The organism is [Clostridium] ammoniilyticum (assembly GCF_025566905.1).
In the GTDB taxonomy this organism is placed as follows: Bacteria; Bacillota_I; Bacilli_A; order Erysipelotrichales; family Coprobacillaceae; genus Faecalibacillus; species Faecalibacillus intestinalis.
In genome coordinates, this window is sequence record NZ_JAOQJR010000007.1 from 97,512 (window position 1) to 121,384 (window position 23,873).

The following is a 23,873-nucleotide window of genomic DNA, read 5'->3' on the forward strand; positions in this document are numbered from 1 at the left end:
TTATTTATATATTTGTTAAAAACCAAATTTTCCTTTAAAATCATCCCATGTTCCAATTGAAACATCTGGTAATAAAGCAAATTTGATTGTATAACCTGCTTTAGCTAAAGCTTCAAAAGCTTCGGCTTCTTCTTGTGTAATGGATTGATTGTTTCCTAGTTTTGTTGCCCCTTCACGATCATTACAAGGTCCAACAATAACTGTTTTAATACCACAATCAAATCCTTGATCAACAAGAATTTTTTTCATATCAATAGGATTTTTAGTAATTAAGAAATATTGATCTTGACTATCTAAAACCTTTTGACTCTTCTTTTGCCAAGCATCCATTGTCCATACAAATGTTTTCTTTCCACTGGCTGATTTGTAAGCTGCTTTTAATACTGAATTATTTGCGGCTTTATCGTTTACTGCTACCAAACCATCGCATGGGTATTCTCTTGCCCAACGTGTACATGTTTGACCGTGAATCATACGATCATCAATTCTAATAAATGATACTGACATCTTTCTTCCTCCTTAAATATCATCTTCGTCGTCTTCTACGACCTTAAATTCTTGTAAAGCTGTTGTTGCTTCACTTAAGACAGCTTGTACAAAGGAATCCCCTTGTAAAGTATCTTTCATTAATACTGAAGTAAGGGCTAATGGTAAATTCATCCCACCAATTGTTGTTGTCTTTTCCATTAAACCTTTTTCAGCTAAAACATTTAAAGCAGTTGTAAGTGGTGATCCTCCTACAATATCCGCTAATAAAACAATTTCATCATCTTCATGAATGTCCTTAACACTTTCTTTAAAGATTTCCGCAAATTCATCTGCTGTCTTTCCATCAGGTAAACCTGAAGCAATCACATCATCTCTTTGTCCTGCCAACATCATTAATGATGTTTTTAAACCAGCTGCAAATTCACCATGACTTACCAATACTAAATATTTCATGTCCTTCCCTCCTTGCACCTATAGAATACCAAATATGAAAGTACTTGCAACGTGTCTTCAATCATGACTTTTAAGTGACAAAAATCATAAAAAATTGACAAATATCATTCCTACTATGACATTTGTCATAAATAAAAAAGATAGCCAAAAGCTATCTATTTCAATTCATTTTCTAATTTCTTCTGTATCTTATTAAGATCATTATCAATCGTTCCTTGATCAATACTTTGATTAATCAAATAATCTGCTTTTTCTAGAATATTTTCATATTCTTTAAACTTTGGTTCTACTAACGTGTTTTCTAAAATTCTATTTAAAACATCTGAATCTAAAGAAGCATAGGAGACTGTATCTTTTACTAAGATTTCCTTTGTTTTCTTTGATAACATGACCTGCTTTAAAGGAGAGGCTCCCTTCGAATTATCAAGTAGAGATTGTTGAATATCTTCATCCATCGTCAACATTTTTAAAAATTCCCACGCTATTTCTTGATGCTTTGTTTGTGAAGACATTCCTATTAATGAAGTGTCTAAATGTGTTGTAATCGTATTTGATTTTGTCCCTGGAATTGAAATACAACTCCATTTAAAAGATGTATATTTACTAATACGATAAGGATAAGGTTGGTAGGTACGATATTGAGCAAAGGTCAAAGGACAAAAAGCGACTTTCCCTTGATCAAAATCTTCTGATGAAACTTGATAGCCATTTGATAAAGCTTTAAGTTTTGTCAAATATAAAAACGCTTCTTTGACTTCTTTTTTATCAAGATGACAATTATCTTCTTTAAAAACTTGTAACCCATAACAATCAAGAACATCTGGCCAATCAAAGCCATAATAGCCATATTGATCGATGACACCATCATTATTTGTATCCTTTGTAACTTGATTACTAATATTATAAAAATCATCAATAGTCCAATTACTTGAAGGAATAGCAATACCTTCTTTGGTAAGTAAATCATGATTGATACACATAATTGTTGGATTGATTTCATAAGGAAGTGCATATTGACTTCCATTATTTCCAGCAAATAAAGCACTTTGATAAAAAAGAGAAGTATCTATTCGTTCTTCTTTAATAAGCCGATCTAAATTCTTTAAAATACCAATAGAAGATAACGTATTAAAATCATCAGGAAGTACCATAAACACATCAGGTGTTGTTCCTTTGGTAATTTCATTAGCAAGCCATGAAGAATAATCATCTTTTATAATTCCACTTTTATATTCAATATGAACATTGGGGTATTTCTTTTCAAATTTCTTGATTGCTTGATCAATAACTTGATAACTTTCCCCATTAGGCACATCCCAACTACTTCCTGCATAAAGTCCTAAAGTAAGAGTAATATCACGACTTGGATCATTGATCAAGCAATAAATAAGAACTAAAGAAAGACTTACTAATGTTAGAATACTCTTTTTTATTCTAGTCATTATCGTCACCAAATTCTTGCATTGTGACTCCTGTTTGAACAGCCCAGATGGCAAGTTGCGTACGATCACGTAATTCTAATTTTGACAAAACAATGCTAACATAATTACGCACAGTTCCTTCTGATAAATAAAGTTTTTGAGCAATTTCTTTATTAGATAAACCAAAACCAACTTGTTGAATGACTTTCAATTCAGCCTGTGTCAAATCTTTTGATAAAGAATCATCGACTTGGATAGCATAATTACTCATAGACATCTTGGAAAAAAGTTTAAATACTTTTGTCGCAATATCAGGATTAATCATCGCTCCACCATTATAAACTGTACAAATGGCATGATAAAGTTCATCCATGCTGACGCCTTTTAATAAATAACCGCTTGCTCCATATTTTAAAGCACTAAAGACAAATTCATCATCATCAAAAGTGGTAAGGATAATGATTTTAATATCTGGATATTTTTCTTTGACCGCCTTTGTACAATAAACACCGTCCATTTCTGGCATACGAATATCCATTAAAATGACATCTGGCCTTTCTTTTTTTATACTCTCAAGAACTGCAAAACCATTTTCAACAGCATCTACGATTTTTAAATCTTCATGTGTTGATAAAACAATTTGTAAAGACTGTCTAATAAGTTCTTGGTCATCTGCAATCATCACTTTAATCATCTTTTTTTCCTCCTATTTTTGGTATTTCTACAACTGTTCTAAATCCTTCTTCACTATAAAAATATATCGTTCCATTTAATATGGCAACACGTTCATGCATTTGTTTCAAGCCATATCCATAATGAATTTCCTTACAGCCACTTCCATTATCTTGCATAATAATCATATATTTTTCCTCTTCGTCAAAAAGATGAATTTCAATATGAGAAGCATGTCCATGTCTTAAAGCGTTTGTCATCGTTTCTTGAATAATTCTAAAAATAATATCTTCTTTCGTATTTTCAAAATCAACATTTTCCCATTCATAATACAAGTCAACATTTAAATGAGAAACACTTTGAAATTCCTCAATCATTTTAATCAAACCATCTTTTAAAGTTCTTTGATCAAGTGCTCCCGGTCTTAACTTATATAAAGAACGGCGAACATCTTTAATACTTTCACGAACAACATTACTAATTACCAAAAGTTGTTCTTTTGACTTTTGTGGATCAATATCAATCAAAGCAATACAAGCATCAATTCCCGCCGAAATACCTGTTAAGGCATGCCCTAAAGTATCATGTATCTCTCTTGAAATTCTTTTTCTTTCTTTATCTTCTGCCATTTTTTCAGATAAAGCAGAATACGTTTTTAATTCATCATTGACTTTTGAAGCAAGTTGAAGTTCTTTACTGATTTTCTTTGTTTCTTCTTGTTGAACTAAAACTTGGCAAATAAGATAAAGAATAAAAACAACAACATTTAATGAAGCTAAAATATTTTTAGCAAATAACATAAATGTACGACTTGAATTTGGATAAAATGATAAATAAGATTCAATACTTGGCATATGTATAATATTTGATAAAATATTAAAATCTGAAATCAATAATAAACCAAAGGCAATCAATAAAAGTAAAGCCATATGTTTAATATTTCTCATATTATAAAGTAAATCAGCAAAAACAAAGAGTAAAATTCCATTATAGGAACCATTTAGACAAATAATTAATAAAAATGAAAGAATAATTTCGATATAAACAAGACCATTCGCCATTTTTAAATTATCTTTTTCTCTTAATTTCATTAATAAAACAATAATGATAAAAAGAAAAATAGATTCAAAAAAGATATTTTGTGGTGTTCTAGTAATATAAGATACTTTATTTAAGAAATCACGTGCATAATAATGCACTGAAATATATTTGGTAGAAAGTAAAAATAAAGAAGCATTATAGATAATAACAACCGCATTAATAAACAATAATGAATCTTTTAACTTTGTAACATATTCTCTTGTAAGATGATTCATTATTGCCACCCCGTTATATCATATTCTTCTATATTTTCTTTGGTAATCAATTTTGTTGGCACAATAATTGAGCGTTTATACTTTTTATGATGTAACATCTTATAAGCCACCTTGATCGTTTCTTTTCCTAAAGAAGTAGGTGATTGTGAAGATGTCCCCACAATTGCTTTCGTTTCTGCCACCAATTTCTTAATATTTGGTGAACCATCAACTCCATAAATAAAAACATCATGCCCTAAATCATTTTCTTTTATAGAAGCCAGTGCTCCTAAAGCCGTTGGATCATTCAAACAAAAGACAACATCAAAATCAATTTCTTGTTGAATAATTTTATTTAAAGCAGGTAAAGCAAGTTCCGTTTGTCCTAAACAATCTTCACTTCCTACTATTTGATAATTCTCATTTAAAGCAACTGTATCTTTAAAGCCGTTGATACGATCAACCGCTGATAAGGCTTTAGAATGTTCAAGTAAAGCAATACGTGCATGATCAAAGCGTTGCATCATATCTTTAGCACACTGTACTCCTGCATCATAATTATCTGAAACAACTGTACAATCTGCAATTTGATCATCACTAATAGGAGCATCGACTACAATAATTTTAATTCCTGCTTTTTTGACTTCTTTTAATGTTTTATTAATACTCGAAGATTCAACAGGATTAATAATTAAAACATCGATTCCTAAAGAAACAAGGTCTTTGATTTGTTCATTTTGTTTTTTAGGATCCAAAGCTGGATCTCTGGTATATAAAACATCCCCATGATTATTAACAACATTTTCTATTTCATTATTTACAGCTTTATAGAAGGTATTATTCATTGTCATATAAGTTGTTCCAAATTTTATTTGTTTAGTATCAGTGTTTAAATAATGGTGATAGACAAAACAAATCATAATAAGGCTTACAATACATGTTATTTTTAAAGCTTTATTTTTATAAAAAGACATGCGTTTTCCTCCTATTCTCCCTTTATTTAATTTTAATGATTTTTGTCATCTATGTAAATATGACAAATGTCATAAAAAAACAGTTGACTCTATTTTTGAATCAACTGTTTTGCATATTTTATAATACTACTTCCATCTAATAAACCATAATCTTTTAAAGAAATTACGCCTACTGGCACTTTAACCACCTTTTTAATTTCCTTTAAATCTTCACATCTTTGTGGTGTAAGTAAAACCACATCGGCCTCTTGTAAATGCTCATTTAAAAACACTTCAATATCCATTAATTGACTTTTAGCTACTTCTTCTATTTTACGAACCAGCATATTCCCTGAAAAACCTGGTTTTGACAATAATGTTATCTTCATATAAGACCTCCAAACACATAGTACTAATATAATAAATGAAATAGCTAAAATATACAATATCTATTTTAGCTGTTTATTCTCGGATTTCTTCTTTCTCTATTTTGTCTTAAGTAACTCTTTTGACTTATCAATTTTTATATGAATTTTTAACTATTTCATCAAATATTTTTTCATTTCTCTTTAATAATTCTAAATTTCTTTGTGATAAACAATATATTTTTTCTGACAGTTGTTCTTTACATAAATATCTTTCAAGAATATATGCAAATGCATAAATTGCATGATAATCCTCATATTTTTCAGATAACAATGGATTTTCTTGATTTCTTTTATAATTCTTTCTTTTCTTAATTTGGTTTTGCTTGGAACTCTTTTCAAATAATCATAGAATCCTGATCTGCTTACATCTAATTTTTTCAGCACACTAGAAACAGAAACAGTAGAATCTTTTTGTTTTTCTTCCTTAACTGCTTTATAAATATCTGTTTTGTTTATTTTTCCAGTATGCCAATAGCCTTTTTTAATACTTCTAACGCATCCTGTGTATCTTTTAATTCCTTTCTTAATCTTGCAATTTCTTTAGCCTCATCACTAGAAAAATTACCGGATCCTCGAGATTCAATTTTATTGCCATTGTTGTTTGCATCTTTTATCCATTTATGAATTGTACTGTCTGCAATACCAAATCTTTTAGCAATAGAAACTTTGGATTCTTCAGGATGTTGGTTAGCATAATCTACAACTCCTTATTTAAATTCATCATCAAATACTGGTTTTGTCATAGTCTTTCTCTATTTCATTTTTTACTTATGACATTGTACCAAATGATGTTTAATTCTTCCATTTAACTTGTACAGTTTTTATACTAACATCAGCCGCACCTTCAGTTCACATTTTGTTTCGGCCTGATATTTCGTCTACAGGATTTCTAGCTTCCATGACGCATTTCAAGTTTATAGCTAACTATCTTGAACAATCATTTGTAAATAGAAAATTTCATGTTCCTGTAAACATGACATATAAGCGACTGCCTGTCGCACAAAAAATTGAGGATTCATTCCTCAATTTTAGTTTATGAAAATAAAAAGATAACAATCCCTAGAACAACAAGAACAATTCCTGTTGCTCTATTTAAGGTTTTAGGAGTTGCTTTATTCGCAAATAAAGCAGCAATTCTTGCCCAAATAAGAGTAAAGAGAATACATAAAATCCATACTGTTAAATTAGGAAACCCACCAATCATAAAATGTGAAATAGCTCCAGTAAGGGCTGTAAAGGTCATAATAAAAACACTCGTACCTACTGCCGTTTTAAGTTCATATCCCATGACTGTTGTTAAGATAAGAAGCATCATCATGCCTCCACCTGCTCCAACAAAACCACAAATAAAACCTATACAAGTTCCACAAATTATAGATTGGATTGCTCTTTTTTTAGAAGAAACATTATTCATCGCTTCTTTCGTTGTCATTACTGGTCTAACAATAAATTTAACTCCTAAAATAAAAGTCATAAAAACTGAAAAACTTCCCATTGTTGAAGATGGTAAAAGACTTGCCGCATAACTACCTACTACCGTAAAAATAAGTACACTTACCATCATCAATAAACCATTTCTAATATCTAAATTTTTATTTTTTCCATAAGTATAAGCTGAAACCGCACTGGCAAGGACATCTGATGACAAAGCAATACCTACTGCCATATAAGGGTCCATTTTCAAAAAAGCAATGAGCATTGGGCTAATAACAGCAGCCGCTGACATTCCTGCAAAACCTGTTCCTAGACCTGCTCCCATTCCAGCAAAAAAGGTTACAAGAATAATAAATAAAATATTTGTTTCCAATTTATTTTTCCTCCAATAAACAATCTATATTTTTTTCCATAAGTTCTAATGTTTCTTTAAATATCTTTTGATGCTTTTCATCAATATCTGAAAAAAGTGAAGAAAAGAAATGGTTTTGAAACGCTTTTCCTTTTTTTATAACATCATTCGCTTTTTTATTCAAAACTAGTTCAACTTTTCTTCGATCTCCTGGAACATCTATCCTAGATAAATATCCTTGATCAACTAACTGATCCACATGAATTGAAACAAGGTTTGCTTTGATTTTTCTTATTTCCACAATATCTTTAGCATGTTTATATTGGGGGTTATTTCCCAAAAACATCAAAATATCAAACCCTGTTTGCTTTAGATGAAATTCATTACATAGATTTTTACATTGTTGATGATAAGCAAGTTCTAATTTTCTAGCAAAATCAATATTCATATTATCACTTCCTTCATTTTTAGATAATTCATTTTTGAACTATTTTAATAGATAACTTTATAAATGTCAAATATTTATATAAAAAGCAACTCATTCGAGTTGCCATCATTTATTTTATTCAATTCTCTTTTTTTTAATATAAGTTAAAACAACTAAACTTCCTATCAATAATAAAACAACACCTATAATATTTCATCATCACCTGTTTTTACTTTTTTAACTTCTTCTTTATTTTCAGCTTTTACCGTTGTCTTTGTTTCTTCTTTTATAGTTGGTTTTACTGTTTCTTGATTATTTGATGTTGAATCTTTTCTATTATTATCATCTTTTGTTTGTTCTTTGATGAGTAAAGTTGTTGTAGCTATACCATCTTCAAATGTTACTTTTACATGATGTGTTCCTACAGCAAGTATATTTAAATACATATCACCAAAAGTAATGATCGTAGAACCTTTTGTTACTTTATCAACTTCTTGATCATCTACTTTTACATTTTCTGTATATTCATGATCTATTCTTATTGAAATATCTTTTCCACTTTCTTTAACAAAAGTTTCGCCTTCAGTAACTTTATAATCTTTATTTTTCTTTGTAAGTCCTTCAATCGCTTTATTAATAGTATCTGCATAGCTATCTACTATTGCTTGTTCTTGTTTACTTTTGTTCCAATCAATTTGATAAAGCGATTTTTCTACTTTATTATAATTTTCATATAATTCTTTATCTATAGAATTTACCCTAGAAATAGCTTCACTAACTCGACTATAATCACAGTAGGAATACTTATTGTATAAACAAATGTACTTACTTGACTCTTTTGCATTCCTTCTTTAGTAGCTATAGCTTTAATTGTAATAGATGTATTTTTGCCTTACTCCTATAAGATTTATTAGCTCTATGTATTTTATACCGGTTGTTTTGCTTGGCATGCTTCCATCCTTCGTATAATAGATTGTTGCCCCTATTGTTTTAGAAGTAAGTTGAACTGTTTTATTTTCTTCATATTGACCTTCTTTTAAATTAGAAATTGGTTCTTTTACCATCATTAATAATAAACACAGTTTACTTTCTTTTTGAATATTATAATCAGCTAATGTTCTTCCGTCTTCTAGAAGTTGATCATTAAAATAGAGATATTGTTGATCAGGGGGAAAACCTTTTTTATCTTGAATTTTTTGTTTAACATTATCAATACTATCCCCTGATTCAACCTCAAGTGTTAAATAGGAAATATATTGTTCTAAAGGTGGTATTTCTTCTTGAGGGGGAATATGTATAAAAATACTAATAACATAATAAGCAAATACACAAGAAGCTTTTTCTTCTATAGGGGTATTTTCTTTCATTATTTTTTCGAAACATCGATAAACGTCTTCTCTGGCATATTGTGCAGCAAAGGCATCTCCTAAAGTTAAATTAGAAAATGTATAGAACATGTCTGCCGATAAGCGTAATATAACATCTTCATGATTTAAGTATTTTTCTACGATTTCTACACATTCTTTGGCTTTTGCAGAAAAGAAATAATACTCAGCCCAAGCAATTTGTGCAAGTTCTTGATCTTCTATTTCTTCAATTGTTTCTTTTGCTTTTCCTGGCAAAAAGAAACTTCCCACTAAGGGAAGGACGACTCTTTTTGACGATAACATTTTCGTCACCTCTTAAAATTTATTTTCTTTAGTATATCCTATAAACAAAAAAAAGATGAAATCTTTTGAAGATTTCACCCTTACATCTTTTATTCAATCATAATTGTACTTGTGTTTTCAATTTGTTTCATATCAGATTTAGGAACTGATAAACGAAGTACTCCACCTTCATATTTAGCTTTGATATCTTCTTTTGGAATATCTCCTAAATAGAAGCTTCGCGTCATATTTCCAACATATCTTTCTTGTCGGATATAATGTCCATCTTTGTCTTTTTCATCTTTATCCAAGCCTTTACTTGTTGATATTGTCAAATATCCATTTTCATAGTTGACATTGATATCTTCTTTCTTGAAGCCTGGTAAGTCAACATCTACTTCATAAGTCGTATCAGTTTCTCTGACATCTGTCTTCATCATATTTCTTGCATGTTTTCCATATAATGGATTTTTCTTTCCAAAGAAATCTTCATCGAAATCATTAAAGAAATCATCAAATAAGTTTTCTGTAAATAAGCTAGGCATCATCATAAGTCATTTCCCCTTTCAATATAAATGCTTAGTCATTAGCATCGTTACTTCAAGCGGTGTTAACTCTTGAAACTAGGTTCTTTATTAATACCTTTCCTAATTTCTAAATACATTATAGCTCTTACTTTTAGCGCTGTAAAGAGGTGAGTGCTAAAAATTATAAACTTATACTTAAAATCAACCCAAGGATTCCTACAACCATAAAACATAAAGAGATTCCTGCTGCTTTTTTTCTTTGAATCATTTTTGTTTTTTGATTAGAATCAATAGAATTTATAGGATAGTTTCTTCTTCCTATCAAATAAAGTAATAAACCACTTGAATTATTTCCATTACTTGCGAGTAATCCCCATAGTTTAGGATGTTTTAAACCACGAATTGTGGCATCAATCACCGTTAATTGATAAATTTGATAAACTGTTTCAATTCCCCCAACAAGTGCAATAGCCGCACATATAATCGCTAAAATACTTTTTACTTCCATGATCCGTTCCTCCTTAAATACGTTTAATCATTTGATAAAGCAACAATGATGAACTCACAATAGCAAGACAAAAGATCATCACTAAATAATAACTTTTACTTGGTAAAAACATTCCTAGTGTAACCAATAAGATTACCACAATAATATTTAAGATAATCGCTCTCAATAGTTTTTGATTACTTTTAACAACGTTTGTGCTTTCTTGTAAATGTTCCATCATTGCATCGTCCCCTTTCAATAAATCATCAAGACTTATGGAATAAAGGTTGCTTAACTCAATGACACTTATAATATCAGGATAAGATTTTTCATTTTCCCAATTGGATATTGTTTGACGAGAAACATTTAGTTTTTCAGCAATGACTTCTTGAGTCAAATCCCTATTTAAACGTGCCTCCTTTAGTTTTTTACCTATTTCCATATTTTCTTTCTCCTTTCATTTTCATTTTTTCATAATCTATTGATAGAGTCTATCAAACATCTTTTACATAGGACTTTTTTCTTGTCAAAATTATTTGACATAGAAAAAAAGACGCTTTAAAAAGCGTCAAATACTATAAAATAAGTTCAATCATTACTACAACAAAGCATCCAATACAAGCGACTTGAATGAGACTTAATTCTTTATAAGACGCATAAATAATAATGATCGTCGCAACGATTCCAGAAATCAAATGACCTGTTGAATAAAAAATATCTGGGAAGGTCATCGCTGCAAGGACCGTATAAGGAATATAATCCAAAAAGGATTGAATGGTTGGGTTCGTAATTTTTTTATTAATAAAGACAAGTGGTATCGCACGAATAGCATAAGTAATAAGCGACATGATTGCTAAATAAATATAAAACTGTTTATCCATGTGCTTCCCCCTTATTAAATAACACAGCGCCTATAAAAGCACTTGCAAGAGCTGAAATCGTCATCGCAAAACCACTTGATAATTGATTGATGATGGGTAAGTAGTAAAAACCTGAACGGATAATAATTGCAAGAGCTACTACTTTAATTATATTTTTATCTTTTTTCATTCCTGGAATAATAATTGCGATAAACATTGCGTATAAAGCAATTGATAAAGCATTACTAATGACCGTAGGTACAATAGAGCCAAGCATTGCCCCTAAGGTTGTTCCAAGCATCCATCCTGCCGTAGAAATTGAAGCAAGCCCAAAGAAGTAAGTCCGACTCACATTTTCTTCAAGCATCGATAAGGCAAAGATTTCATCGGTAATAAAAAAGCTTAAGAGCCATTTATAAATTCCTTTAAACTTTTCATCTACTTTTTGGGAAAGTGAAAGTGACATAAACGCATAACGAATATTCACGGTCAATTCCACGATCGCCATTTCTAAATAGGTCCCTTGTCCTGCAATAATTCCTAGTGAAGCAAATTGCCCTGCTGAAGTAAGATTCAATAGCGAGATCAAAACTGCTTGTATCACACTAAATCCCATTGATACAGCAATCGCACCAAAAGAAAAAGACACAGATAAATAGCCTAAAGCAATTGGTATTCCATTTTTCATTCCTCTTTTTATTTCTTTCATAACGTGTCCATTATACAAAAAAATCCTCGATAACTCTACAATTACCGAGGAATATTTTAGGCAAATTTTTCAACAATTGGTTTTGATACCAATTTATTCCATGTACTAATTAATGGACCTGTTCCAAACATTAAAATAATTGTCGCAATTCCTAATGGTCCACCTGTAGTAAACCCAATGAAAACACAAACAACATCTGTCATAATACGACATACTGAATAAGATGGTGACATCACATCTGCCATATAAATAGATAAAGCATCATAACATCCTGTTCCAAGATCTGATGTGATATATAAAGAACATCCAAGTGTAACAAATAAAATACCAATCGCTAAAACCACGAATTTCATTGGTAATGAAAATGGTATAACATCTGGTGAAGAAACATTAAATAATTGACAATAAACATTATTAAAGAATTGTACAAAGAAGCCGAGTAAAAACATATTAATAATGGCACCAATATTTAAATATTTTAAATTACTTCTACTTAATAAAATTAAAACTAAAAATAAGACCGCATTAATACTTCCTTGAAAAACACCTAAAGGTATATTTAATAAACCACTAATCCCTGTTGTCATTGAGGTAAATGGATCAATTCCCATTTGTGATATACGACATGTTGAAACACCTATAGCGATAATAATATTTCCAATTAAAGAAATAATTGCTAGTTTGATTGAAAACTTAAATTCCATACTTTCATCCTTTCAAAAGTATTATACTTATTTTTTAATCTTTTAATTTTATTTTCAAACTATGAAAAACTATCTCAAAAATGAGATAGCTTCATAAATCATAAAAATCATTTCTGTATTGATTATAAGAAGAAGGAGAAAGAGTAAGATCCAGGGAATAACCTTTTTAATCATTTTCTATTTTCTTAGGAAAGATAATTGTTGTCTTAAAGAGATCACCATCTACATTCACTTCAAAAGTTCCACCTTGAACCTCCACAAAGCTTTTACAGATGGCAAGTCCTAAACCAGATCCTTCACTTTTACGTGAAGCATCTCCTTGTACAAATCTTTCTGTTAAATCACCTGGATTAGATATTTCATGGGCTGAAATATTTTTGAAAACGACAATGACTTGTTGATTCGTTTCAATGATTTGTAAATAAACTCGTGTATGTTCTAAAGCGTATTTACAGATATTTTGACATAAATTTTCTAAAACACGATAAGTTTTTTCACTGTCTAAATGACAAATGATTTTTTTATTTTCATAATCATTTTTTAGATTTAAATGATGATGTTCAAATTGTTCTTGATATTCAAAGAGAACTTGTTGTAATAAGGCATGAATATCTAAATCTATAGGATTTAATTGAATATTACCACTATTGACTTTAGATACTTCAAATAGATCTTCAATAAGTGTTTTTAATCTTTTAGTATTACGATCTAAAATATCAATATATTCATCTTGTTGTTCTTTTGATAAATCTTCATTTTTTAATAAATCAATATAAGAAATAATAGATGTTAAAGGTGTTTTTAAATCATGAGAAACATTACTAATCAATTCTGTTTTCATCTTTTGTGATGCGACTTCTTTACTTACTGCATCTTTAAAACCATCATTGATACAATTAAGTTCATCTTTTAAGGAATTAAATAAACCAAGATCTTGATTGATTTTATCATTAAATTCACCTTGAGCTAAATGATTGGCTGATTGTAAAAGAACTTGATAATCATTGCTTACTTTTGAAAGTAGCTTTTTAGAAATCAACATAATAATGATGGCACAAATCAAAGAAATAAAACATGTAAAAATAAGATAAATACGTGGACTAATATAATAAAGATTTCCTATAATTCCCATAAAAAAATAAACAAATAATAGAATTCCTTCAATACAAATACCACTGATTAAACCTATTTTAAGAATGATATTTCCTTTTTGATTCTTTAAATCAAATTGTGTTAAGCTTTTAATTTCATCTTTAAAATAGTGATAAGCACTACAAACAAGCGTATGTTCTTTAATAAAGTCTTTACCAAAAACAAGAATAGATTTGATATAAAAGATAAAGTACATAATCATGGCATAGAAAACAAACCAACCACCTACATTGATAATCGGTTCAATCGCAACACCGGCACCAGCCATTCCTCTTTCTCTTAGCATCCAAACAAAAGTTCCTTGCCAAGAGGCCCTTAATACTTCTGTCATGCCAGCAAGCCACATTTCAATTAAAATAATATAAATAAAGAACATAAAGAATAATTTAACTTTAACAACTGTTTTAAAAGGTTCAATTTCAATCAGTTTTCTGACTGGCACAAATAACATAAAAATGACAAGAACTGCAACAATGATAAAGACATAGGTTATTAAAACATCAGAAATGGATCCTTGTTTAGAACATAATTGTTCTAAATAACAATTTGTTGGTAATTTTTTAGGTATCGCAATTAATACTTTAATGTTTGTTGGATTATTGATGGTTATTTGATTAATAATATCACTATTACCTTCATCTAAATAATTATTTTTAAAAAGTTGATCAAAGGAAGTATTGTAGAAGGATCCTTCCCAATCGCTGGTTTGATTTCCCTCAAGAGAAACATTTCCATTTTCATCATAATCAATGGTTGTATACCATTGATAGTCATTTAATACTTTTTTATCTTGAGTTTCAAATGCTTTTTTTAAATTCTTTTTAGAATTTGTGAAAAAGATTTTTTCATCTGTTTTATCATAAACATAATATTTGATTCCTTTTGTATCATGATTATTTTCATCTTCTAAATTATAAATATAATCTTTAAAAACATCTTTTAAAGAATAATCACCATAAACATTTAGTTGATCAATATCATCACCTTTAACATAATAATGAAGTAAATCATAATTTCCTTTTCTTCTTTGAATTCTCATATCTAATAAAATACTTTTACTTGTAAGTATTTCGGTAATTCTACTTCGATTATTATCAAGATCAAGTTTAGTCGAAGTCGTTTTTTCTTTTACCCCATAACTTAAATACGTGACTAATGAGGCAATAATCAATACAGAAAATAAAAGTATTTTAAGTAATCTGTTTTTATTTTTCATGTTTCCTCCTATTGTTTATCAATTTTATATCCAACACCCCAAACAACTTTTAAATATTGTGGTTTTTTAGGATTAATTTCTATTTTTTCTCTTAGATTACGAACATGAACCATCACTGTTTCACTATTAATGGCTTCTTCATTCCAAACACGTTCATAAATATCATCGGCAGAAAAAACCTTTCCCGCATTTTTCATTAATAATTCTAAGATTTTAAATTCGATTGGTGTTACTTTTACCTTTTTGCCATCAACTGAAACAGTTTTAGTATCTACATTCAGTTCAAGACCACCACAAAGATAAATAGAATCACTTTCTTTGGGTGCTGTCGCATCTAAATAACGTCCATAACGTCTTAGATGGGAACGAACACGTGCCATCAATTCCATCGGTACAAATGGTTTGGTAACATAATCATCACCACCTAAATTAAGTCCCATGATTTTATCAATATCTTCTGATTTTGCTGAAAGAAAAATCACTGGAAAATCATATTTTTCCCTTAACTTTGCGACCATTGTTAGACCATCCATACGTGGCATCATAATATCAACAATGGCAAGATGAATTGTTTCTTTTTCCACAATTTCTAAACCTTCAAGGCCATCATTTCCAACATACACATCGTATCCTTGATTTTGTAAATAAATTTTAATTGCATTGGCAATTTCATTGTCATCTTCGACAACTAATACATGATATTTTTCCATTCCCTTTTTAACTCCTTATCTAAGCATTGAAAACAATGCAAAACTAATACATATATAACCTGCATATACAAAGCTTATTAAAATGATTTTGTTTATTCTTTCCATCTTCCTCACCTCTTGCCTTAAAGTATAGAGATGATTTATAAATATTTTCTTTTTATATTTCTAAAGATTTTCTTAAGATTAAAACTATCTCTATTGTACATAATCTTTTGTAAAAAAGGAAATCTCTTATAAATATAAGATTATTTGTCTATTTTTACCTAAATTATTAAAATAACTCTTATGTAACATGAGAGTTTGATATAATGAATTTGAGGTGAATACTATGAATAATGATTATTTAAGTATTGGTGAAATGGCCAAAATGAATCATATCACGGTAACAACATTAAGGTTGTATGATGAACTTGATTTATTGAAGCCTGTTTATGTTAATCCTGAGACAAATTATCGCTATTATGATATTAAACAAAATGCACGTTTGGATTTGATTCAATATATGAAAGAACTGCAAATGAATCTTAAAGAAATTAAGGAACTTCTCGATAAAGAAGATATTAATTTAATTGAAGCAATTCTAATTAAAAAAAAGCAACAACTTTCTATACAAATCAATGATTTACAAAGAACTAAAGATGCTATTTCAAGAACGATTTATAGTTTGGAAAGATATCGTAAATCACCCCCAAGCGGGACAATTACTTTAGAATATATTGATCGAAGAAGGATCTATGTCATGCATACTAATATTAATTTCTATGAACATGATTTAAATGTTTATGAATATCTTTTAACCCAATTAAAAAATGATTTGATTGCACATCATTATCCCCAAATTTATTATTGTAATGCGGGAACTTTTCTTAATAAAGAACGATTTTTAAAACAAGAGTTTATTTCAGATCGTATTTTTGTTTTTGTGGATGATCATTTTCCTGAAAAAGAAATACAAGTGATTGAAAATGGAATGTATGCTTGTATTTATCTTGATGATTTTCATCAAGAAATCAATTATGCCAAACGTCTTCTTGATTATTGTAAGATGAATCATCTTACAATATGTGGGGATTATATTTGTGAAGTCTTAAGTGAACTCAGTATTTTTGATCATCATGAACGTTCCATGTTTTTAAGATTACAAGTTCCTGTTTCTTTTTAAAAATAGTTGACTCTCTTCCTGGATAAGAGTCTATGATGTAAGTGAAAGAAATAGGAGGCATGAATTATGGAAAAGATTAAAGTTGTACAATATGGTTGTGGAAAGATGGCAAAATACATCATCCGTTATCTTTATGAAAATGGAGCTATGATTGTTGGTGCTATCGATACAAATCCCGCAATTGTAGGAATGGATATTGGTGATTTTGCAGAACTTGGTGTTAAAACAGGAGTATGCATTTCTGATCAAGCGGATAAAGTTTTAGATGAAACAGATCCTGATATTGCCGTTGTTACTTTATTTAGTTTAGTCAGTGATTGCTTCGATCATTATGTAAAATGTTTGTCAAGAGGAATTAGTGTTATTTCTACATGTGAAGAAGCAACATATAGTTGGACAACAGATCCAGTTCGTACAAATCAATTAGATGTTATTGCAAAAGAAAATGGATGTACTTTTGTTGGTAGTGGTATGGAAGATGTCTTCTGGGTAAATATGGTTGGTTTAGTAGCCGGTGGATGTCATTCTATTAAAAAGATTGAAGGTGCTGTAAGTTATAATGTTGAAGATTATGGATTAGCTCTTGCCAAAGCTCATGGTGTTGGTTTAACTCCTGAAGAATTTGAAGCAAGTATTGCCCATCCTGAAGTATTAGAACCTTCATATGTATGGAATTCAAATGAAGCCTTAGCAGCACGCATGGGATGGACAATTAAATCTCAAACACAAAAATGTGTTCCTTATTTCCATGAAACAGACTTATATTCATCAACTTTAGGTGAAACAATTCCAAAAGGAAACTGTATTGGAATGGCTGCTGTTGTAACAACAGAAACTTTCCAAGGTCCTGTTATTGAAACACAATGTATTGGTAAAGTCTATGGTGAAGATGATGGTGATATGTGTGATTGGAAAATTACAGGTGAACCAGATACAGAGTTTCATGTTGTAAAACCTGCAACGGTTGAACATACATGTGCAACAATTGTCAATCGTATTCCAACTGTTTTAGTTGCACCTGCTGGTGTAGTTACAGTTGATGAATTAGATCGTTTAGATTATTTAACTTATCCTATGGAATATCATATTTAATGTAAAAGCAGAGCCTAAGCTCTGCTTTTTTGATAGAAAACAATACTTTCATAAGGTTTAAGAGTTCCCTTTTGATGCTTTTCATAGTTTTTAATTAATATTTTTTCATCATTTAGAATAGAGGTATCATAACCAACTTCTTGATTACTAAAATTACAATAAACATAAAGTTCTTCATCTTGATAAAGACGTTTATAGGCATAAATATTTTCATCATCTTTCATTATTAACTCATATTTACCTAAAGTAATGATTTCATATTCTTTTCTTAATTGAATTAATTTTTGATAAGTATGAAAAATAGAATTTGTATCTTTCATTTCTGCTTCAGCATTGATTGTTTGATAATTTGGATTCATCATAATCCAAGGAATATGTTCACTAAACCCTGCATTTTTTTCTTTGTTCCATTGCATTGGTGTTCTAGCGTTATCTCTACTTGATTTTCTCATATAGCGTAACATATCTTCATGACTTACCGATTTTTCTATTTCTACAAGTTGTTTGTAGCTATTGAATGTTTCAATATCTCGATAATCATCAAGTGAATTAAAAGGTACATTTGTCATCCCCAATTCTTCCCCTTGATAAATATAAGGTGTCCCTTGCATCATATGTAAACATATCGCCAACATTTTTGCTGATTTTTCATGACACAAAGGAGAAGAAGTATCACCAAATCTTGAAACACATCGTGGTTGATCATGATTATTCCAGAACAAAGAATTCCAAGCCTGTTGATACATTCCTACTTGCCATCTCGACATAATTTGTTTTAAATCTTTTAAAGAAAATCTTTGATCTGTCCATTTATTAACTTCTGCACCATCAACATTCATTAGTTCAAACTGAAAGACCATGCTTAATTCTTTATTATCTAAAGGAGCATATTTTTTAGCATCCTCGATTGTTACAGCAGGGGTTTCTCCTACTGTTAAAAGTTCTTTTCTAGAAAATACTTTTTGATTCATTTCTTGAATATATTCATGAATATGTGGTCCATTTGCACATACTTGATGACCTTTAATAGTACTGTCTACATAGTATTGACTTTCATCCTTACTAATAAGATTAATGACATCTAAACGAAAACCATCAACACCTTTATCTACCCAGTAATTCATAATATCAATACATTCTTGTCTTACCTTAGGATTTTGCCAATTTAAATCAGGTTGTTTTTTAGAAAATAAATGCAAATAATACTCATTTGTCTTTTCATCAAGTTCCCAAGCTGAGCCTTGAAAGCAGCTTGTCCAATTATTTGGAACATCTCCCTCATTTCCTTCTTTCCAAATATAATAATCTCGATAAGGATTATTTTTAGATTTTTTACTTTCTTGAAACCAAAAATGTTCATCACTTGTATGATTAAAAACTAAATCAAGAATAATTTTGATATCTTTTTGATGCGCTTTATCTAATAATTCCTCAAAATCACTCATTGTTCCAAATTCACTTTGAATACTTCTATAATCAGAAATATCATAGCCATTATCATCATTTGGAGATTTAAAAATAGGGGTTAACCATAATACATCAACACCTAATGTTTTTAAATAATCAAGTCTTGAAATAATACCTTGTAGATCTCCCACACCATCATTATTACTATCTTGAAAGCTTTTTACATAAATTTGATAAACAACACTCTTTTTCCACCATTCCATATTGATTCCTCCTGCTTTTATTATTCTCTTTTTATAAAGGAAATTCATTGCCTTTTTTAACAATTTATAGTCAATTATTAACTTTTCGATATTTTGTTGGTGTTGTATGATATTCTTTTTTAAAAACATTTTCAAATGATTTTACATTTTTAAATCCATGATTTAAAGCAATATCAATGATTTTCATGTTAGTATGTATTAAATCATAATAAGCATGTTTTAATCTTATTTTTTGTAGATATTGATAAAAAGTTGTTCCTGTTTGTTTTTTAAAATAGCGGGTCAGTGAATTAGGATGAAAGTGAAATTGTTCAGCTATAATTTCAAGTGTTAAATCTTGGTTATATCTTTTTTCTATCTCTTCTATTATTTTATAAATTTCTTTTGTGTTTTCTTCTTGTTTTTTATCTAATAAACAATCCTGTATGAGTTTTTGATAAAGTTGATACATTAAAATATGTTGTTCTATTGGTAAAAGATGGTGAATATATTTCATTTCTAACCAAGGTTTAAACCATTCTTTGTTTGATGGAGCTTTTAATTTAAAGAAATAAGATTGAATTTGAAATTCTTTAAAGACATCAACTGACAACAAATATGTATATAAATGTGTAAATTCAGGAAAATTGAATTGATGTACACTATGTGAGTTAATAATAAACATTTCCCCTTGATAAAATATTTCTTTCTTTCCATCAATACATGCTTCTACTTTTCCTGAAACGACATATACAACTTCAATATCTTGATGATAGTGGGAACTTACTGGTCGACTTTTATTAAATTGATGATTATAAAAAACAATAGGATATTTAATATTTGTTTTAACGATTTCTAGATGATGATCCATTTTATTCACCTCTTTTTTATTATATAAGAAAAAAGCCTACCTCGTAGACTTTTTGATCATATTTATAAAATACTGATGAATTGAATCATCTTCATCAAGTTCGGGATGAAATGCAAGTGCTAGTTGATTTTTATATTGAACAGCAATAATATTGTCATTCACTTTAGAAAGAATATCAACACCCTCTTGTACACTTTCGATATAAGGTGCTCGAATAAAAGTCATAGGTACTTTTCCTATTCCTTTCATTTCTTCAATGGTGTGAAAACTTCCTAGTTGTCTACCATAGGCATTCCTTTTTACCATCATAGGTATTGTTGAAAAATAAGTTTGATTTTGATTTTCTATTTCCTTAGCTAATAAAATGAGTCCTGCGCATGTAGCAAGTGTTGGTAAACCATCTTGAATACGTTTTTGTAAATCATCAAACATATCTAATTCTTTTAAAAGCTTTCCTTGAACCGTACTTTCGCCTCCAGGTAATACGAGTCCATCAAAATCTTGATCAAGATCACTTTTTTGTCTTAATTCGATACAAGTCGCTCCTAATTGTTCTAACTTTTTTTCATGTTCAATAAAAGCTCCTTGTAAAGCAAGAACCGCAATTTTCATTATTTACCTCTTTCAGCCATTAAAATTTCAATTTCTTGTTCATTAATACCAACCATTGCTTCCCCTAAATCTTCAGATAATTTTGCAATCAATTTAGCATCCGTATAATTTGTGACAGCTTTAACGATTGCTGCTGCACGTTTTTTAGGATTTCCTGATTTAAAGATTCCTGAACCAACAAAGACTCCTTCTGCTCCTAATTGCATCATTAATGCGGCATCTGCAGGTGTTGCAACTCCACCAGCAGCAAAGTTAACAACTGGTAATTTTTTATGATTGTGAACATATTCTACAAGTTCATATGGTACTTGTAATTGTTTTGCAACTTCGAAAAGTTCATCTTTTCGAAGAGCCGAAATTTGGGCAATTTGTTTATTCATCATTCTCATATGACGAACGGCTTGAACGATATCTCCTGTTCCTGGTTCTCCTTTGGTACGAATCATACTTGCTCCTTCATTGATACGACGAAGTGCTTCTCCTAAATCTTTAGCTCCACAAACAAATGGTACTTCAAATTCTCTTTTGTTGACATGATAAACATCATCAGCTGGTGATAAAACTTCACTTTCATCAATATAATCAATTTCAATTGCTTGTAAAAGCTGTGCTTCTACAAAGTGTCCAATACGACATTTTGCCATAACTGGAATACTTACTGCTGCTTGAATTTCTTGAATCATTTTTGGATCAGACATTCTTGCAACTCCCCCTGCTGCACGAATATCTGCAGGAATTCTTTCAAGTGCCATAACAGCACATGCTCCAGCTTCTTCTGCGATTTTTGCTTGTTCAGGTGTTGTTACATCCATAATAACACCACCTTTTAACATTTGTGCTAATTGTTTATTTAATGCATATCTTTCATTTGCCATTTTTTGATCCCCCTGTTTACTTTTGTTATGGCTTTTATTATACTTAAATGTGAACATATTAAAATATTCAATTTAAATATATTCAATAAGGTCAGTTTAAGGAGTAATCAATTATGTTAACATATAATCTTACAAATATAGGGTCAGATTTTCTTTATGAATATCTTTATAAATGTATAAAAAAGGATATTATTTTAGGAAATATAAAACCAGGAGAAAGACTACCATCTAAAAGACCTTTTTCAAAAAATCTTGGGGTAAGTATCATTACTGTTGAAAATGCCTATAGTTTACTTATGTCAGAAGGATTTATTTATTCATTACCAAAAAAAGGTTTTTATGTCACTGATCTAAAAAATATTCCTTCTAAAAAACAAATGAATAAAGAGAAAGTGATTTTAACAAGTGGTCACAATCACTACTTAGCTGATTTTTCTAGTAATCAAACTGAAAGTGATATCTTTCCCTTTACTACCTGGATCAAGACCATGAAAGAAGTACTAAGAGATAATCAAGAAGAGTTAATGATCAACTCACCTTGTGGAGGAATTCTTGAACTAAGAAAGAACATTGCGAATTTCTTAAAAGATTTTAGAGATATGAATGTTAAACCCGAACAAATCATTATTGGTGCAGGTACAGAATATCTATATAGTTTGATTATTCAACTTTTAGGAAACGATGTTAAATATGGCTTAGAAAATCCTGGTTATCCAAAAACTGCGCAAATTTATAAAAGTATGAATGTTGATTTTGAATATGTGGATATGGATGAATATGGAATTGATCCAAATGAATTAGAAGAAAAGAAAATTGATGTAATACACATCTCCCCATCTCATCATTTTCCTACAGGTATTGTTGTACCAATTTCAAGAAGATATGAACTTTTAGGTTGGGCAAATAAAGTTGAAAAACATTATATTATTGAAGATGATTATGATAGTGAATTAAGATTAGGAGGAAAACCAATTCCTACCCTACAAAGTATCGATGTTTCCGATAAAGTCATCTACATGAATACCTTTACTAAAACTCTATCATCAACCATCCGTATGTCCTATATGGTATTACCAGAATCATTAGCTGATGAATATTATAAACGTCTTTCATTTTATTCATGTACCGTTTCAAATTTTGAACAATATACACTTTCTAGATTTATTGAAAACGGGCATTTTGAAAGACATATTAATCGTTTAAGAAATTATTATTTAAAAAAACAAAATACAATCATAAATGCTTTCCAAACAAGCAGTCTAAATAATAAGATTGAAATTTATAATGAAACTACCGGTGTTCATTTTTTAATGAAAATAAAAAGTGAAAAAGCAGAAAAAGACATTATTAACAATGCCTACAGTAAAGGAATAAAGTTAAGTCCACTTTCTCAATATTACAAAAATAATGATGAAAATAAAAATATTTATGTTATGAACTATTCCTCATTAGATAGTGAAAAAATAGAACTAATTGTAGAAAAATTAAAACAATATATTTAAAAAGCCTAACAGATTGTGTTAGGCTTTTTTAATTAACAAACATAAAAAAAAGAAGGAACTGGCAACGAGCTATTTTCGCACAATGTACTATCTTCGCCGCGATGATGCTTAACTTCTGTGTTCGGAATGGGTACAGGTGTGTCCATCATGCTATCATTACCAGATTCTTCTT

The 23,873-nt window shown here is 29.6% G+C and carries 26 protein-coding genes and 1 rRNA gene; 3 read left to right on the forward strand and 24 right to left on the reverse strand.

Annotated features, from left to right (window positions below; all coding sequences use genetic code 11):
- Positions 1-15 precede the first annotated feature (15 nt).
- The 19 genes from OCV55_RS08320 to OCV55_RS08410 form a co-directional block, all read right to left on the reverse strand.
- Positions 16-507: a PTS system mannose/fructose/N-acetylgalactosamine-transporter subunit IIB gene (locus OCV55_RS08320; protein ID WP_032090714.1), complete on the reverse strand. Its 492-nt coding sequence runs from the start codon at positions 505-507 to the stop codon at positions 16-18.
- 12 nt (positions 508-519) lie between these two features.
- Entirely contained in the window at positions 520-942 is a 423-nt protein-coding gene (locus OCV55_RS08325; RefSeq protein WP_022001602.1) for a PTS sugar transporter subunit IIA, read from the reverse strand.
- Positions 943-1,097: 155 nt separating this feature from the next.
- Positions 1,098-2,384 (reverse strand): ABC transporter substrate-binding protein, encoded by a 1,287-nt coding sequence (locus OCV55_RS08330; protein WP_147580335.1) that lies wholly within the window; start codon positions 2,382-2,384, stop codon positions 1,098-1,100.
- Positions 2,377-3,057 carry a response regulator transcription factor gene (locus tag OCV55_RS08335; protein WP_032090716.1) on the reverse strand — a complete coding sequence of 227 codons (681 nt, stop codon included), beginning with the start codon at positions 3,055-3,057 and terminating at the stop codon, positions 2,377-2,379. Before OCV55_RS08335 ends, OCV55_RS08330 begins: the two co-directional genes overlap by 8 nt.
- Positions 3,050-4,351 carry a sensor histidine kinase gene (locus OCV55_RS08340; protein ID WP_147580336.1) on the reverse strand — a complete coding sequence of 434 codons (1,302 nt, stop codon included), beginning with the start codon at positions 4,349-4,351 and terminating at the stop codon, positions 3,050-3,052. The genes OCV55_RS08335 and OCV55_RS08340 overlap by 8 nt, the downstream gene beginning before the upstream one ends.
- Entirely contained in the window at positions 4,351-5,304 is a 954-nt protein-coding gene (locus OCV55_RS08345; protein ID WP_147580337.1) for a sugar ABC transporter substrate-binding protein, read from the reverse strand. Before OCV55_RS08345 ends, OCV55_RS08340 begins: the two co-directional genes overlap by 1 nt.
- An 89-nt stretch (positions 5,305-5,393) precedes the next feature.
- Positions 5,394-5,672 carry a PTS sugar transporter subunit IIB gene (locus tag OCV55_RS08350; RefSeq protein ID WP_147580338.1) on the reverse strand — a complete coding sequence of 93 codons (279 nt, stop codon included), beginning with the start codon at positions 5,670-5,672 and terminating at the stop codon, positions 5,394-5,396.
- A gap of 1,072 nt (positions 5,673-6,744) precedes the next feature.
- Entirely contained in the window at positions 6,745-7,518 is a 774-nt protein-coding gene (locus OCV55_RS08355; RefSeq protein WP_032090722.1) for a sulfite exporter TauE/SafE family protein, read from the reverse strand.
- A gap of 1 nt (position 7,519) precedes the next feature.
- Positions 7,520-7,945, reverse strand: coding sequence for a MarR family winged helix-turn-helix transcriptional regulator (locus OCV55_RS08360; protein WP_032090723.1), 426 nt, complete (start codon positions 7,943-7,945; stop codon positions 7,520-7,522).
- A gap of 182 nt (positions 7,946-8,127) precedes the next feature.
- Positions 8,128-8,370, reverse strand: a complete 243-nt coding sequence (locus OCV55_RS08365; RefSeq protein WP_147580339.1) for a hypothetical protein — start codon at positions 8,368-8,370, stop codon at positions 8,128-8,130.
- A gap of 420 nt (positions 8,371-8,790) precedes the next feature.
- Positions 8,791-9,594, reverse strand: a complete 804-nt coding sequence (locus OCV55_RS08370; protein WP_147580340.1) for a ubiquitin-like protein — start codon at positions 9,592-9,594, stop codon at positions 8,791-8,793.
- Between the two features lie 89 nt (positions 9,595-9,683).
- A complete protein-coding gene (locus OCV55_RS08375; RefSeq protein ID WP_106987886.1) occupies positions 9,684-10,124 on the reverse strand; it encodes an Hsp20/alpha crystallin family protein in 441 nt (146 codons plus the stop codon).
- Between the two features lie 157 nt (positions 10,125-10,281).
- On the reverse strand, positions 10,282-10,608 hold the full coding sequence (locus OCV55_RS08380; protein ID WP_147580341.1) for a hypothetical protein: 327 nt from the start codon (positions 10,606-10,608) through the stop codon (positions 10,282-10,284).
- Between the two features lie 13 nt (positions 10,609-10,621).
- The gene (locus tag OCV55_RS08385) at positions 10,622-11,029 is read right to left on the reverse strand and encodes a helix-turn-helix transcriptional regulator (protein ID WP_107030578.1); all 408 of its coding nucleotides are present in this window, start codon (positions 11,027-11,029) and stop codon (positions 10,622-10,624) included.
- 133 nt (positions 11,030-11,162) lie between these two features.
- Positions 11,163-11,468, reverse strand: coding sequence for an AzlD domain-containing protein (locus OCV55_RS08390; RefSeq protein WP_022000660.1), 306 nt, complete (start codon positions 11,466-11,468; stop codon positions 11,163-11,165).
- Positions 11,461-12,156: an AzlC family ABC transporter permease gene (locus OCV55_RS08395; RefSeq protein ID WP_119364358.1), complete on the reverse strand. Its 696-nt coding sequence runs from the start codon at positions 12,154-12,156 to the stop codon at positions 11,461-11,463. The genes OCV55_RS08390 and OCV55_RS08395 overlap by 8 nt, the downstream gene beginning before the upstream one ends.
- A 56-nt stretch (positions 12,157-12,212) precedes the next feature.
- Positions 12,213-12,860, reverse strand: a complete 648-nt coding sequence (locus OCV55_RS08400; protein WP_147580342.1) for a YczE/YyaS/YitT family protein — start codon at positions 12,858-12,860, stop codon at positions 12,213-12,215.
- Between the two features lie 166 nt (positions 12,861-13,026).
- Positions 13,027-15,228 (reverse strand): sensor histidine kinase, encoded by a 2,202-nt coding sequence (locus tag OCV55_RS08405; RefSeq protein WP_147580343.1) that lies wholly within the window; start codon positions 15,226-15,228, stop codon positions 13,027-13,029.
- Positions 15,229-15,236: 8 nt separating this feature from the next.
- Entirely contained in the window at positions 15,237-15,938 is a 702-nt protein-coding gene (locus OCV55_RS08410) for a response regulator transcription factor (protein ID WP_147580344.1), read from the reverse strand.
- 328 nt (positions 15,939-16,266) lie between these two features.
- Here OCV55_RS08410 and OCV55_RS08415 point away from each other — a divergent pair, with 328 nt between their 5' ends.
- Both OCV55_RS08415 and OCV55_RS08420 read left to right on the forward strand, forming a co-directional pair.
- A complete protein-coding gene (locus OCV55_RS08415; RefSeq protein ID WP_147580345.1) occupies positions 16,267-17,100 on the forward strand; it encodes a MerR family transcriptional regulator in 834 nt (277 codons plus the stop codon).
- 66 nt (positions 17,101-17,166) lie between these two features.
- Positions 17,167-18,192 carry an NAD(P)H-dependent amine dehydrogenase family protein gene (locus tag OCV55_RS08420; RefSeq protein ID WP_032090730.1) on the forward strand — a complete coding sequence of 342 codons (1,026 nt, stop codon included), beginning with the start codon at positions 17,167-17,169 and terminating at the stop codon, positions 18,190-18,192.
- 14 nt (positions 18,193-18,206) lie between these two features.
- Here OCV55_RS08420 and OCV55_RS08425 read toward each other — a convergent pair whose 3' ends face one another.
- The 4 genes from OCV55_RS08425 to pdxS all read right to left on the reverse strand — a co-directional run bounded on the left by OCV55_RS08425 (position 18,207) and on the right by pdxS (position 22,199).
- A complete protein-coding gene (locus tag OCV55_RS08425) occupies positions 18,207-19,862 on the reverse strand; it encodes a glycoside hydrolase family 13 protein (RefSeq protein ID WP_317991514.1) in 1,656 nt (551 codons plus the stop codon).
- Positions 19,863-19,932: 70 nt separating this feature from the next.
- Entirely contained in the window at positions 19,933-20,712 is a 780-nt protein-coding gene (locus OCV55_RS08430) for a helix-turn-helix transcriptional regulator (protein ID WP_119363872.1), read from the reverse strand.
- Positions 20,713-20,748: 36 nt separating this feature from the next.
- Positions 20,749-21,324 (reverse strand): pyridoxal 5'-phosphate synthase glutaminase subunit PdxT, encoded by a 576-nt coding sequence (gene pdxT / locus OCV55_RS08435; protein ID WP_147580346.1) that lies wholly within the window; start codon positions 21,322-21,324, stop codon positions 20,749-20,751.
- Entirely contained in the window at positions 21,324-22,199 is an 876-nt protein-coding gene (gene pdxS, locus OCV55_RS08440; RefSeq protein ID WP_119363874.1) for a pyridoxal 5'-phosphate synthase lyase subunit PdxS, read from the reverse strand. The genes pdxT and pdxS overlap by 1 nt, the downstream gene beginning before the upstream one ends.
- Positions 22,200-22,312: 113 nt before the next feature.
- Between pdxS and pdxR the strand changes: the two genes are divergently transcribed.
- Positions 22,313-23,701 (forward strand): MocR-like pyridoxine biosynthesis transcription factor PdxR, encoded by a 1,389-nt coding sequence (gene pdxR, locus OCV55_RS08445; RefSeq protein WP_147580347.1) that lies wholly within the window; start codon positions 22,313-22,315, stop codon positions 23,699-23,701.
- A 56-nt stretch (positions 23,702-23,757) separates the two neighbouring features.
- Here the strand turns inward: pdxR and rrf are convergent.
- Positions 23,758-23,865, reverse strand: a 5S ribosomal RNA gene (gene rrf / locus OCV55_RS08450).
- Between the last annotated feature and the right edge of the window lie 8 nt (positions 23,866-23,873).